This window comes from Mycobacterium sp. MOTT36Y (assembly GCF_000262165.1).
Lineage (GTDB): Bacteria > Actinomycetota > Actinomycetes > Mycobacteriales > Mycobacteriaceae > Mycobacterium > Mycobacterium intracellulare.
Genome location: NC_017904.1, coordinates 3,236,546 through 3,249,313 on the forward strand (window position 1 = coordinate 3,236,546; position 12,768 = coordinate 3,249,313).

A 12,768-nucleotide genomic window follows, 5' to 3' on the forward strand; every position below is an offset into this window, starting at 1 on the left:
CGCGGGTCATGACCGCCGCTCCAAAAGCCATGTCAGCAGCGCCTTTTGGGCGTGCAACCGGTTCTCGGCCTCGTCGAAGACCACGCTGGCCGGGCCGTCCATCACCTCGTCGGTGATCTCGTCGCCGCGATGAGCCGGAAGGCAATGCAGCACAATGGCTTCCGGGTCGGCCAGCGATAGCAGGTCGGCATTGATCTGATACGGCCGGAACGGTTTGACCCGGTCCAGGCCGTCGCCCTCCTGCCCCATCGACGTCCACGTGTCGGTGACCAGGACGTCGGCGCCGCGAGCGGCCGCCCCGGCGTCGGCGGTGACGGTGACCGAGGCGCCGGTGTCCTCGGCGCGCCGCCGGGCCGCGGCCACGAACGCCGGATCGGGGGCGAAGCCGTCCGGGGCGGCGATCGTGACGTGGATGCCGGCGGTGACCCCGCCGAGCATCAACGAGTGCGCCATGTTGTTGGCGCCGTCGCCGAGGTAGGTCATCCGCAGGCCACGCAGCGCTCCCTTGCGTTCGGCGATGGTCTGCAGGTCGGCGAGCACCTGGCAGGGGTGGAACTCGTCGGACAGCGCGTTGACCACCGGCACCGTCGCGGCCCCGGCCATCGCCTCGAGTCGCTCCTGCCCGAACGTGCGCCAGACGATGGCCTCGACGTAGCGGGACAGCACCCGCGCGGTGTCCTCCAGGGTCTCGTCGCGGCCCAGCTGGGTGCTGCGGGCGTCGACGACGACGGCGTGCCCGCCGAGCTGGGCGATGCCCACTTCGAACGAGAACCGGGTGCGGGTGGAGTTCTTGTCGAACAGGACCGCGACCCCGCGCGGGCCCTCCAAGGGACGCGCGCAGAACGGGTCCTTCTTCAGCTCGGCGGCCAGCTGCAGCACTTCGGACTGCTCGGCGGGCGACAGGTCGTCGTCGCGCAGAAAATGCCTAACCACGTGCGGCCCCCTCGAGGATGCCCGGCAGCGCGGCGATGAACCCGTCGAGCTGGCCTTCGGTGATGATCAGCGGCGGGGCCAGCCGGATGACGTCGGGCGCGGCGGCGTTCACCAGGAACCCGGCCTCGCGCGCGGCCGCCTCGGCGTCCTTGGCCCGCGCCGCGGTGAGCACCACCCCGCACAGCAGTCCGCGCCCGCGCACGTGGTCGACGAGCGGGTGACCGAGCCCCTCGATGCCGTGCCGCAACGACTTGCCCACCACCTCGGCGTGGCGGACCAGGTTGTCGGACGCCAGCACCCGCAGCACCGCCAACGCCGCCGCGGTGCAGACCGGATTGCCGCCGAAGGTGCTGCCGTGCAGACCGGGCGTCATCAGCTCGGCGGCGCGCCCGACGGCCAGGCACGCCCCGATGGGCAGGCCGCCGCCGAGCCCCTTGGCCAGCGTGACCACGTCGGGGGTGATGCCGTCATGCTGGTGGGCGAAAAACGTTCCGGTGCGGCCCATCCCGGTCTGCACCTCGTCGAGCACCAGCAGGGCGCCGTGCCGCGCGGTGACATCGCGCGCGGCGGCCAGGTATCCCTCGGGCGGGACGACGACGCCGCTCTCCCCCATGATCGGCTCCAGAAACACCGCCGCGGTGTCGTCGTCGACCGCCGCGGCCAGCGCCGCGGCGTCGCCGTACGGCACGTAGGTGACGTCGCCGGGCAGCGGGGCGAACGGCGCCCGCTTGCTCGGCTGGCCGGTCAGCGCCAGCGATCCCATCGTCCGGCCGTGGAAAGCCTCTTGCGCGGCAACCAGTTTCGTGCGGCCCGTGAGCCGGGACATTTTGAAGGCCACCTCGTTGGCCTCGGTGCCGGAGTTGCAGAAGAATACCCGCGGCGGAGTTTCCTCGGGCGCGCCCAGCAGGGCCACCAGTTCCTCGGCCAGAGCGATGCCGGGTTCGGTCGCGTACAGGTTGGACGTGTGGCCCAGCGTCGCCATCTGCCGGGTGACGGCCTCGGTGATCGCGGGGTGGCGGTGGCCCAGGATGTTGACCGCGATGCCGCCGAGCAGGTCGAGGTAGCTCTTGCCGTCGACGTCGGTGACCACGGCCCCGTCGCCACTGGCCAGGGCCATCGCGGGGGTGCCGTAGTTGTTCATCATCACGGCTTCCCACCGCCGCTTCAGGGCGTCGGTATTACTCATGCCGGTACCACCTTGGTTCCCGTGCCCGCGTCGGTGAAAAGCTCCACCAGCACACAATGTTCGACCCGGCCGTCGATGACGTGCGCGCTCGGCACGCCCGCGGTCACGGCCCGCAGACACGCCTCGACCTTGGGAATCATGCCCGCCTCCAGCGTGGGTAGCAGTTGCGACAGTGTGGCCGTGTCGATTTCGCTGACCAGCGAATCGCGGTCGGGCCAACTCGTGTACAGGCCTTCGACGTCGGTGAGCATCAACAGCTTCTCGGCGTGCAGCGCGTCGGCCAGGGCCGCCGCGGCGGTGTCGGCGTTGATGTTGTGCACCACACCTTCGGCGTCCGGCGCCAGCGTCGACACCACCGGAATGCGCCGTGCGGCAATAAGATCCAGCACCGCGGCGGTATTGACCCGCTCGACGTCGCCCACCAGGCCGATGTCGGTGGCCACGCCGTCGACGGTGACGCTGCGCCGCACGGCGGTGAACAGCTGGGCGTCCTCGCCGGTGATGCCGACCGCGTACGGCCCGTGCGCGTTGATCAAGTTGACGAGCTCGCGGCCGACCTGGCCGAACAACACCATCCGCGCCACGTCGAGCACTTCCGGTGTGGTGACCCGGAATCCGCCCTTGAAGTCACCCTGGATGCCGAGCCGGCGCAGCATCGCGCTGATCTGCGGGCCGCCGCCGTGCACGACGACGGGGTGCACGCCGCAGTTGCGCAGGAACGCCATGTCGGCGGCGAACGCGTGCCGCAGCGTGTCGTCAGTCATGGCGTTGCCGCCGTACTTGATGACGACGATCTTGCCGTGCAACTGCTTGAGCCAGGGCAGCGCCTCGGCGAGCACCTGCGCCTTGACCGCGGTGGATAAGTCGCTGGCGCGGGTCATGAGCTGTAGGCCGAATTCTCTTCGACGTAGCCGTGGGACAGGTCGGTGGTCCGGATGGTGGCCCGGCCGTCGCCGAGCCGCAGATCGACGGCGATGTCGATGTCGGCTCCCGAGAGGTCCACCTCGCGCGCTCCCGGCGCCCCCACCCCGTCGGCGAAGACCGTGGAGCCGTTGAACGACACCGTGATCCTATCGGGATCCAGGGCGATGGGCGCGATGCCGACGGCGGCGAGCACCCGTCCCCAGTTGGGGTCCGAACCGAACACCGCCGTCTTGACCAGGCTGTCGCGGGCGATGGTCCGGGCGGCGACCAGGGCGTCGTCCTCGGAGGCGGCGCCGGTGACGGTGACGTTGACGCGCTTGGTGACGCCCTCGGCGTCGGCCTGCAGCTGCGCGCACAGGTCGTCGCAGACACGCAGCACGGCGTCGTCGAGATCGCCCTGATCCGGCGCGATCCCGCTGGCCCCGGAGGCCAGCAGCAGCACCGTGTCGTTGGTCGAGCACGCGCCGTCGATGTCGAGCCGGTCGAAGGTGCGCGCGGTGGCGTGGCGCAGCGCGGAGTCCAGCGCGGCGGCGTCGACGACCGCGTCGGTGGTCAGCACGCAGAGCATGGTCGCCAGCGACGGCGCGAGCATGCCCGCGCCCTTGGCCATCCCGCCGATCGTCCAGCTGTCCGGGTGGTGCAGCGCAACCTGTTTGGGCACGGTGTCGGTGGTCATGATCGCCTGGGCGGCGTCGTCGCCGCCGGACAGGCCGCCGGCCATGTCCTGCACGATCGCGCGCACGCCGGACAGCACCTTGTCCATCGGCAACCGGTCACCGATCAGCCCGGTGGAGCACACCGCGACCTCGATGGCCCCGGTCTCGGTTCCCCAGTCCGACAGGGCGGCCGCGACGGCCTCGGCCGTGGCGTGGGTGTCTCCGAACCCGCCCGGCCCGGTGCAGGCGTTGGCGCCGCCGGAGTTGAGGATCACCGCGCGCAGCGCGCCCGTGCTCAGCACCTGCTGGCTCCACAGCACCGGCGCGGCCTTGACCCTGTTGCGGGTGAACACCCCGGCGGCCGCGTAATCGGGGCCCTCGTTGAAGACCAGGGCCAGGTCGCGCTTGCCCGAGGCCTTGATGCCGGCGGCGATGCCCGCCGCCCGGAATCCGGCCGGCGCGGTGACGCCCTGCTCGCGCAGCAACCGCGGCGACTCGGTGCGCGTCACGGCGCCACCCCTATCACCGAAAGGCCTTCCGTCTCCGGCCAACCCAGTGCCAGGTTCATCGACTGCACGGCGGCCCCGGCCGTGCCCTTGACCAGGTTGTCGATCGCGGCGATCGCCACGAAGGTCTGGGCCGCCTCGTCCACCGCGACGGCGATGTGCGCCGCGTTGCTGCCGATCACCGCACCCGTGCGGGGCAGCTGACCGTCGGGCATCAGGTAGATGAATGGCTCTGCGTCGTAAGCCTTTTCGTAGGCCTCCCGCAGCTGCGGCAACGACGCACGGGTGGGGGCGGTGCACGTGGCCAGGATCCCGCGCGACGTCGGGATCAGCACCGGGGTGAACGACACCGTCACGGCGCGGCCGGTGACGGCCCCCAGCCCCTGGGCGATCTCCGGGGTGTGCCGGTGCGCCCCGGCGATGTTGTAGGCGCGCGCCGACCCGATGACCTCGGCGCCCAGCAGGTCGGTCTTGGCGGCCCGCCCGGCCCCGGAGGTGCCGCTGACGGCGACGACCGTGACGGCGGGCTCGACGAGGTCTGAGGCCACCGCGGGCAGCAACGCCAGCAGCGCCGCGGTCGGGTAGCAGCCGGGAACCGCGATGCGCCGCGCGCCGCGCAGCCGCTCGCGCGCACCGGGGAGCTCCGGCAGCCCGTAGGGCCAGCTGCCCGCGTGCGGGGTGCCGTAGAACCGCTCCCAGGCGGCGGCGTCGGTGAGCCGGAAGTCCGCGCCGCAGTCGATGATCACGGTGTCGGGGCCGAGCTGAGAGGCCAGCGCGGCCGAATGGCCGTGCGGCAAGCCCAGGAACACCACGTCGTGGCCCGCGAGCACGGCGGGCTCGGTCGGCTCGACGACGCGCTGGGCCAGCGGCGTCAGGTGCGGATGGTGCTCGGCGAGCGTGCTGCCGGCGCTGGCAGCGGCGGTCAGCGCGCCGATCGACAGGCGCCCCTGGGCGTAGGCCGGGTGCCCGAGCAGCAAGCGCAGGATTTCACCGCCCGCATAGCCGCTGGCACCGGCAACTGCCACCTTGATCACGTCGGCCATTTCGACGATTTTGCATGGTTATGCAGTAGTTTGCAAATCCATTCCATCAGGCGCGGAGCTCGGCGCCGACCGACTCGGCGGCCCGGCGCACGGCAGCCTCGCGGGCCGCGGTGGCATCGTCCTCGGTCAGCGTGCGATCCGGCGCCCGGAACCGCAGCGCGAAGGTCAGCGACTTGCGGTCCTCCCCGATCTGCGGGCCGCTGAAAACGTCGAACAGCTGCAGGTCTTCCAGCAGCTCGCCCGCGCCTTCGCGCACGGCGTCGGCCACCGCCTGAGCCGGTACGTCCGCCGACACCACCAGGCTGACGTCCTGGAAGACCGCCGGGAACGGAGACACCCGGGGCGCGGGCAACGCCGCGACGAGGGGCACGGCGTCGAGATCGAGCTCGAGGGCGCAGGTGCCCTTGGGCAGCCCGGAGCGCTCGGTCACGGCCGGGTGCAGCTGGCCCGCGTACCCGGCCGTCGTGTCGCCCACGAGCACCTCGGCGCACCGGCCCGGGTGCCACGGCAGCTGCTGCGCCGCCCGCAACCGCACGTCGATGCCGGCGGCGCGGGCGATGATGCGCACCGCCTCGAACGCGTCGGCGGCCTCGGCGCGCCGGCCCGGCCCCCAGGGGCCGCGCGCTTCCCGCAGGCCGGTCAGCACCGCGGCGACGTGCTGGGGTTGGCGCGGCAACGACGCGTCGAGCGTGGCGATCTCGGCGTCGGTGGGCCGCCGGTCGACGGGGATCGGCGTCACGCCGCGGGTCTCTGCTGTCGGCTGCACCACCTGGGCAAGGGCATAGAGCGAAACGTCGACCAGACCGCGGGATACGTTGCGCACCAAGGCTTCCAGCAGCGCCGGCAGCAGGGTGGTGGCCAGGTGCGGGCGGTCGGCCTCCAGCGGGTTGAGCACGTCGGTCGTGACGCGCCGCGGATCGTCGGGCGGCAGTCCCCACAGGTCGAACACCCCGGCGGGCAAAAAGGGCGTCGGCAGGATCTCGACGTACCCGGACTGGGCCAGCGACCTGCCGATGGCGCGGCGGCGCTGTTGCACGGCGGACAGCCCGCGGCCCGCCGGCGCCGACGGCAGCACCGAGGGGATGACCTCCAGGCCCTCGAGCCGCAGCACCTCCTCGACGAGGTCGGCGGGCTGCAGCAGGTCGGGCCGCCAGCTGGGTGGGGTGACCGTCAGCGTGTCGCCGTGTTCGGCGACGGCGGCACCGATTTGGGACAGCCGCTTGGCGGCCGTGCCCGGGGCGTAGGCCACGCCGGCGATGCGGCCGGGCAGGTCGGCGGCGATGTCGATCGGCGACCCGGCCCAGTCGTCGCGGGGCGGGTCACCCCGCCAATCGGTCAGCGTGTCGGACACCGCGCCGCCGGCGATCTCGGCGAGCAGCGTGGCGCAGCGGTCCAGCGCGGTAACGGAAATGGCCGGATCCACGCCCCGCTCGTAGCGGCGGGCGGCCTCGCTGGGCAGGTGCAATCTGCGCTGTGTGCGCGACACCGCGGCGGGATCCCAGACCGCGGCCTCGAGCAGCACGTCGGTGGAATCGGCGCGCACCTCGGTGCTCGCCGCGCCCATCACGCCGCCGATCGCCGTGGTCGCCGTGTCGTCGACGATCAGGACGTCGGCCGGTTCCAGTTTGCGTTCGATGTCGTCGAGGGTGACGACGGTCTCGCCGGGACGGGCGCAGCGCACGCCGAAGCCGCCGTTGATGCGGTTGCGGTCGTGGGCGTGCAGGGGGTGGCCCAGCTCGAGCATCACGTAGTTCGTGACGTCGACCGCCGGCGAGGTGGGGCGGATGCCCGAGAGCAGCAGGCGGCGCTGCAGCCACCACGGTGACACGGCCGCCGGCTCGATGCCGGTGACCGGGCGTAGCGCGAACCGCCGCACGCCGGTGTCGGGCTGCACCGTCAGCGGCCAGGCCTCCCCGTTGGCCGGCAACGGCTTGACGTCCGCGGGGTCGACGAAGTCCAGGTCGTAGGCGCAGGCGACCTCGCGCGCCAGGCCCCGCAGCGACATGCCGTAACCGCGGTCGGGGGTGATGGCCAGGTGGAAGATAACGTCGTCGAGTCCCAGCACGGCGTGGCCGTCGGCTCCGGGTTCGGCGGTGCCCGGCGGCAGCACCAGAATCCCGGAATGGTCGGCGCCCAAACCGAGTTCGGCCGCCGAGCAGATCATTCCCTCCGAGGTGCGGCCGTAGGTCTTACGCGCGGCGATGGCGAATCCGCCGGGCAGCGTGGCGCCCGGCAGCGCCGCCACCACGAGGTCACCGGCCACGAAGTTGGTTGCGCCGCAAACGATCTCGCGGTCTTGATCCTCGCCGACGTCGACGCGGCAGAACCGGATCGGCTTCTTGAAACCGGTGAGTTCCTCGATGTCGGTGACGCGGCCCACCGTCAGCGGGCCCTCGACCGGGCCGAGGACGAGAACCTCTTCGACCTCGTGGCCGATGTCCACCAGCGCCCGCTCCAGCTCGGCGGGGGCCACGTCCCAGCCCGGCGCGCCGACGTTCACGACCTCGCGCAGCCAGCTGTACGGAACGCGCATCAGGCACCCACCCCGAACGGCAGCGAGAACCGGACGTCGCCCTCGACCATGTCGCGCATGTCCGGAATCCCGTTGCGGAACTGCAGCGTTCGTTCCAGGCCCATGCCGAATGCGAAGCCGGAGTATTCCTCGGGGTCAATTCCGGCCGCCCGCAACACGTTTGGATGCACCATCCCGCAGCCGCCCCACTCCACCCAGCCCGGGCCGCCCTTCTTGCCGACGAACCACACGTCGACCTCGGCGGACGGCTCGGTGAACGGAAAGAAGTGCGGGCGGATGCGGGTCCGCGCCTCCGGGCCGAACTGGGCGCGCGCGAACGCATCCAGCGTGCCCCGCAGGTGCGCCATGGACAGGCCGCGGTCCACCGCCAGGCCCTCGACCTGGTGGAAGACCGGGGTGTGGGTGGCGTCGAGCTCGTCGGTGCGGAACGTGCGGCCTATCGAGACGATGTAGACGGGCAACTCGCGGGCCAGCAGCGTGCGCACCTGCACCGGCGAGGTGTGGGTGCGCAGCAGCTGCCGAGAATCCTCGGGCGCGATGTAGAAGGTGTCCTGCTCGCTGCGCGCGGGGTGGTCGGCGGGAAAGTTGAGCGCGTCGAAGTTGAACTGTTCGCTTTCGACCTCGGGGCCGTCGACCACTTCCCAACCCATGGCGATGAAGGTGTCGGCGACGTGTTCGGCGAGGATCGTGATCGGGTGCCGCGCCCCGGCCGGCTGTCGCGTCGACGGCAACGTGACGTCGATGCGCTCGGCGACGAGCACGGCGGCGTCGCGTTCGGCGCGCAGGGCCGCGAGGCGCTCGTCGTACCCCTGCTGGGCCTCGCCCCGCGCGGCGTTGACCCGCTTGCCGGCATCGGCGCGTTGGTCTTTGGCAACGCTCCCCAGCGCCTGGCGCGCCAGCGCCAGCGGTGAGCGGTCGCCGAGGTGCTCGGTCTTGGCGCGCGCCAGCGCGTCGAGGTCGTCGGCCCGGGTGAAGGCCTGCCGCGCGGCGTTGACCGCCGCGGTCAACGCTTCGGGCGACAGGTCGACGGGTTGCTCACCCACGCGGCGACACTCTCCTTGCTGACGAAGCTGTTAGGGCTGCCCGCATCGATAGTGCATTCCGCGCGGCACGGGACGACTGCTGATCATAGTGATCGGATCCGCGGCGCCCGGCGGGCGCTGGGCAGTGGCGCGGCGGGACTCAGCCGGCGACGGCCGGCGCCGGACCGGGCAGCGTGTCGTCGCCGTCCAGCGGCGCGACCGGCAGGCCCCGGCCGGTGACGTACCTCGCCCCCGCATAGGCGACCACGGCGCCGAGGAGACCGAACACCGGCGTCGCCGCCATGGTCCCCCAGTGGTGCGCCAGCATCAGGAAACCGAAGCCCGAGGATGCCGCCAGCATCAGGTACCGGGCCGGTGTCCAGTGGATCGGCTGCCGGAACCGCGCCGACACGAGCACGCCCAGGATCACCGCGACGGTGTGGCCGGCGTCGGTGAAGTCGCCGCCGACGATCGCCGAAGCGATGCCCGCCGCCACCCACCAGCCGACCCAGGCGGCCCGCCAGCGCGACGGGATCACCGCCGTCATCGCGCCGAGCACCGCCAGCGCGCCGTAGCTCATCCCGACGTCACTCGCCCGGGTGATCGACACAGGCAGCCAGCCGAATTCGACCGCCCCGGCCAGGGCGGCGGCCACCAGCAGCGTCGCGCCGATGTGGCCAACGAGAAAGGCCACCACCAGCCGGATGGTGCGCAAATGCAGCTCCGCCAGCGCCAGCAGGCAGGTCAGGAAGGGCAGCCAGAAGTAGAGCGGCCCGGCGTCAACGACCAGCGCGCTGCCCAGCAGCGTGCCGAGGTGCCCGTGGGCCAGGTTGTGCAGGTTGGTGCTGGCGCGCGCGACGATGACGTCATGTGCGTCCGGGCCGAGCACCAGGATGGCGCAGCTGATCGCAAGCAGCAGCGCCGCATACCCCACGGTGAATTGGACCCGGGCGAGCCGGGACACGATGCCCCCAATCATTGGCACTCATTATGGCTGCGGTTTTGTTTCGGCTGTGTCATCAGAGCCTGACAACTCCCTAAAAGTCTTGAGGCGATATATCGCCAAATCGGCGGGCATGCCGGCGGGCTTGGGCCCGAAAACCGGTTTGCGGGTCCGCTTGGCCTCGACGCCCAACGCGTCCAACTCGCTTTGCGGTATGAGATCCAACGTTGAACTCGACACCATGATTCCACCTTTGGTGGCCCGTTCCATAACTCGTGCGGCGATATTCACATCCACGCCGAGCCAGTCCGAGGCCAGCCGCTGCGGTCGTCCGGTGTGGATCCCCACGCGCATCCGCGGTGTGTAGCCCTCCACCTCGACCGATCCGACCGCCTCCTTGGCGGCCAACACGGCCCGCACGGCGACGGTCGGATCGCCGAACACGGCCATGAGGCCGTCACCCATGCGTTTGACGATGTGCCCGCCGGCGTCGAGCAGCGGCGGCTCGAGGGCCCGTGCCACCTGACGCAACAGCGCCAGCGCCGCGTCGTCGCCGGCCCGCAGGGACCACGTCGAAAAGCCGACCAGGTCGGTGAAGACCAACGTCACCTCGGGATTGGCCGGCCGGCGGGAAACGCCTTCGGTCAGCGCCTGCCACACCTGCAGCACCCCGAGGCTGACCTCACGCGACACCGCGTCGCGGTCCCCCAGCAGCCGGTCGGCCGCGCGCGCCGCGGCACGCGGACCGCCGTCGCCGGCCGTGGACAACGGATCGCCGAACTCGGGGTCCCCCGGCAACAGCCGGCGTGCCCGGCGGACCAGGGCGACCGCCCCGGGGCTGTGATTGCGGCCGTGCAGCCATTGGGTCGCGTTGTGCACCGACAGCGGCGTGCGCCGCGAAGCGGAGTGCGCCGCGCGGGGTTCGTCGGGCTCGCCCGGCTTCAGATCGCGACGCGCGAGTTCCACCTGGCCAGGTTATTTGGTTTCGTCAGAGGCAGGCAACGACGGCCCCGGCGGGTGTGTCACAAGTCGCACTTCACCGCCTGGTCACGGTGGCGGCACACCGGTGTGGAACCTCGATAACAGCTGCGGGGACACATCACCGAAATCGTAGACAACACTCGTTGTCAAAAGTTATCGTGAGGCCAATCGGTGCAGGAGGCCGCGATGACTGCCAGATCGACTACCCCCGCTGATCCGCTCGGACCAGATTCTTTGACCTGGAAGTATTTTGGCGATCTGCGCACCGGAATGATGGGCGTGTGGATCGGTGCGATCCAGAACATGTACCCGGAACTGGGCGCCGCCGTCGAGGAGCATTCGATCCTGCTGCGCGAGCCGCTGCAGCGGGTGGCCCGGTCGGTCTACCCGATCATGGGCGTGGTCTACGACGGCGACCGCGCGGCCCAGACCGGGCAGCAGATCAAGGGCTACCACCGCACGATCAAGGGCGTCGACGCCGAGGGCCGCCGCTATCACGCGCTCGACCCCGACACCTTCTACTGGGCGCACGCCACGTTCTTCATGCTGATCGTCAAGGTGGCCGAGTACTTCTGCGGCGGCCTGACCGAGGCCGAGAAGCGGCAGCTCTTCGACGAGCACGTGCAGTGGTACCGGATGTACGGGATGAGCATGCGGCCGGTGCCCGGGTCGTGGGACGAATTCCAGGAGTACTGGGAGCGGGTCGGTCGCGAAGAGCTGGAGATCAACCGGGCGGTCCTCGACATCTTCGACATCCGCATTCCCAAACCCAGGTTCGTGTTGATGCCGACCCCGATCTGGGACCAGATCTTCAAACCGCTGGTGGCCGGGCAGCGCTGGATCGCGGCCGGGCTGTTCGAGCCCGCGGTCCGCGAAAAGGCCGGTATGCGTTGGACTCCGGGTGACGAGGTGCTGCTGCGATTGTTCGGCAAGATCGTCGAACTCGCGTTCCTGGCGGTGCCCGACGAGATCCGGCTGCACCCGCGCGCGCTGGCCGCCTACCGCCGCGCCGAGGGACGGCTGCCCAGCGACGCGCCGCTGGTCGAGGCCCCGCCGTTCATGGCGCCGCCGCGCGACCGCCGCGGGCTGCCGATGCACTACTTCCCGCCGCCGCCCAAGTTGCCGTTCGACCCCGCCCTTCAACCCGCCCGGGCGCTGCTGGAGCGGGCCGGATCGCTGGTGCACACGACGTTGTCGCTGGCTGGCCTGCGCGCCGGGCGGGGCCGCCCGAAGCGCGCGGTCAAGGCCGCGTAGGCAGCTTCAGGGCCCGCGCGCTCTGGTACAGGCAGATGGCCGCGGCCGACGCCACATTCAGGCTCTCGGCGCCGCCGGACATCGGGATGCGCAGCCGGTGGTCGGCCACCGACGCGATTTCGCTTGGCAGGCCGTGGGATTCGGGCCCGAACAGCCACGCCGTCGGCCTGCCCAGCAGTTCGCCGGCCTCGTCCAGCCGTCGCTCACCGTCCACGGTGGTGGCGAGCGCCTGCAGGCCCGCGGCGCGCACCGCGTCCACGGCGGCGAGGGCGTCCGGCGCGACGACGACAGGGACGCAGAAGATGCTGCCGGCCGAGGCGCGCAGGCATTTGCCGTTGTACGGATCGACGCTGCGGCCGCCGAGGATCACGCCCGCCGCGCCCATCGCGTCCGCGAGGCGGATCAGGGTGCCGGCATTGCCGGGCTCGCCGATCTCGACGGCCACCGCGACCAGCTGCGGCGCGCCCGCCAGCACGTCGTCGAGGCGGGTCGCCGGCATGTCGCACACCGCGACCAGGCCCGCCGGGGTGACCGTGTCGGAGAGCGCCTTCGCGGCGCGCTCGGTGACCGGGTGAACCGGGCAGTCCAGCCCCGCCAGCAACGACGCATGGCGCTGCTGCGCGACCTCGGTGACAAAGACGTCGCGCACCAGGCCGCGACGCGAGGCCGCCTCGACCAGGTTCGGGCCTTCGGCGAGGAAACGCCCCGCCCGACGGCGCCCGACGTGGCGATGCAGTTTGACCGCCGCGGCGACCCTGGCCGAACGCTCGGTCAGCACCTGCCGGTC

The 12,768-nt window shown here is 71.5% G+C and carries 10 protein-coding genes and 1 pseudogene; 1 reads left to right on the forward strand and 10 read right to left on the reverse strand.

The window, feature by feature from the left end; genetic code table 11:
• Positions 1 to 6: 6 nt before the first annotated feature.
• From argF to W7S_RS14640, 9 genes and pseudogenes are all read right to left on the reverse strand, one after another.
• Complete coding sequence (gene argF, locus W7S_RS14600; RefSeq protein WP_014711885.1) at positions 7 to 933, reverse strand: ornithine carbamoyltransferase; 927 nt, start codon at positions 931 to 933, stop codon at positions 7 to 9.
• Positions 926 to 2,119 (reverse strand): acetylornithine transaminase, encoded by a 1,194-nt coding sequence (locus W7S_RS14605; RefSeq protein ID WP_014711886.1) that lies wholly within the window; start codon positions 2,117 to 2,119, stop codon positions 926 to 928. The genes argF and W7S_RS14605 overlap by 8 nt, the downstream gene beginning before the upstream one ends.
• Positions 2,116 to 3,000 carry an acetylglutamate kinase gene (argB, locus tag W7S_RS14610; RefSeq protein WP_008257625.1) on the reverse strand — a complete coding sequence of 295 codons (885 nt, stop codon included), beginning with the start codon at positions 2,998 to 3,000 and terminating at the stop codon, positions 2,116 to 2,118. The genes W7S_RS14605 and argB overlap by 4 nt, the downstream gene beginning before the upstream one ends.
• The gene (gene argJ, locus W7S_RS14615; RefSeq protein ID WP_014711887.1) at positions 2,997 to 4,208 is read right to left on the reverse strand and encodes a bifunctional glutamate N-acetyltransferase/amino-acid acetyltransferase ArgJ; all 1,212 of its coding nucleotides are present in this window, start codon (positions 4,206 to 4,208) and stop codon (positions 2,997 to 2,999) included. The genes argB and argJ overlap by 4 nt, the downstream gene beginning before the upstream one ends.
• A pseudogene (gene argC / locus W7S_RS14620) lies at positions 4,205 to 5,264 on the reverse strand (N-acetyl-gamma-glutamyl-phosphate reductase). Before argC ends, argJ begins: the two are co-directional and overlap by 4 nt.
• A 30-nt stretch (positions 5,265 to 5,294) precedes the next feature.
• The gene (gene pheT, locus W7S_RS14625; protein ID WP_014711889.1) at positions 5,295 to 7,781 is read right to left on the reverse strand and encodes a phenylalanine--tRNA ligase subunit beta; all 2,487 of its coding nucleotides are present in this window, start codon (positions 7,779 to 7,781) and stop codon (positions 5,295 to 5,297) included.
• Positions 7,781 to 8,824 carry a phenylalanine--tRNA ligase subunit alpha gene (gene pheS / locus W7S_RS14630; RefSeq protein ID WP_014711890.1) on the reverse strand — a complete coding sequence of 348 codons (1,044 nt, stop codon included), beginning with the start codon at positions 8,822 to 8,824 and terminating at the stop codon, positions 7,781 to 7,783. The genes pheT and pheS overlap by 1 nt, the downstream gene beginning before the upstream one ends.
• 139 nt (positions 8,825 to 8,963) lie before the next feature.
• Complete coding sequence (locus W7S_RS14635) at positions 8,964 to 9,782, reverse strand: rhomboid-like protein (protein WP_008257630.1); 819 nt, start codon at positions 9,780 to 9,782, stop codon at positions 8,964 to 8,966.
• A gap of 9 nt (positions 9,783 to 9,791) precedes the next feature.
• Entirely contained in the window at positions 9,792 to 10,712 is a 921-nt protein-coding gene (locus W7S_RS14640) for an adenylate/guanylate cyclase domain-containing protein (RefSeq protein WP_014711891.1), read from the reverse strand.
• Between the two features lie 201 nt (positions 10,713 to 10,913).
• On the opposite strand from W7S_RS14640, the gene W7S_RS14645 reads away from it, so the two are divergent.
• The gene (locus W7S_RS14645) at positions 10,914 to 11,981 is read left to right on the forward strand and encodes an oxygenase MpaB family protein (protein ID WP_014711892.1); all 1,068 of its coding nucleotides are present in this window, start codon (positions 10,914 to 10,916) and stop codon (positions 11,979 to 11,981) included.
• Here the strand turns inward: W7S_RS14645 and W7S_RS14650 are convergent.
• Positions 11,968 to 12,759, reverse strand: coding sequence for an RNA methyltransferase (locus tag W7S_RS14650; RefSeq protein ID WP_085976503.1), 792 nt, complete (start codon positions 12,757 to 12,759; stop codon positions 11,968 to 11,970). The two genes, W7S_RS14645 and W7S_RS14650, sit on opposite strands and share 14 nt — an antisense overlap.
• Between the last annotated feature and the right edge of the window lie 9 nt (positions 12,760 to 12,768).

Bases quoted from the DNA above. Each gene is read 5' to 3' on its own strand.
- W7S_RS14605 (WP_014711886.1), bottom strand. From the start codon at position 2,119: ATGAGTAATACCGACGCCCTGAAGCGGCGGTGGGAAGCCGTGATGATG.
- W7S_RS14645 (WP_014711892.1), top strand. From the start codon at position 10,914: ATGACTGCCAGATCGACTACCCCCGCTGATCCGCTCGGACCAGATTCT.
- W7S_RS14635 (WP_008257630.1), bottom strand. From the start codon at position 9,782: ATGATTGGGGGCATCGTGTCCCGGCTCGCCCGGGTCCAATTCACCGTG.
- pheT (WP_014711889.1), bottom strand. From the start codon at position 7,781: ATGCGCGTTCCGTACAGCTGGCTGCGCGAGGTCGTGAACGTCGGCGCG.
- argB (WP_008257625.1), bottom strand. From the start codon at position 3,000: ATGACCCGCGCCAGCGACTTATCCACCGCGGTCAAGGCGCAGGTGCTC.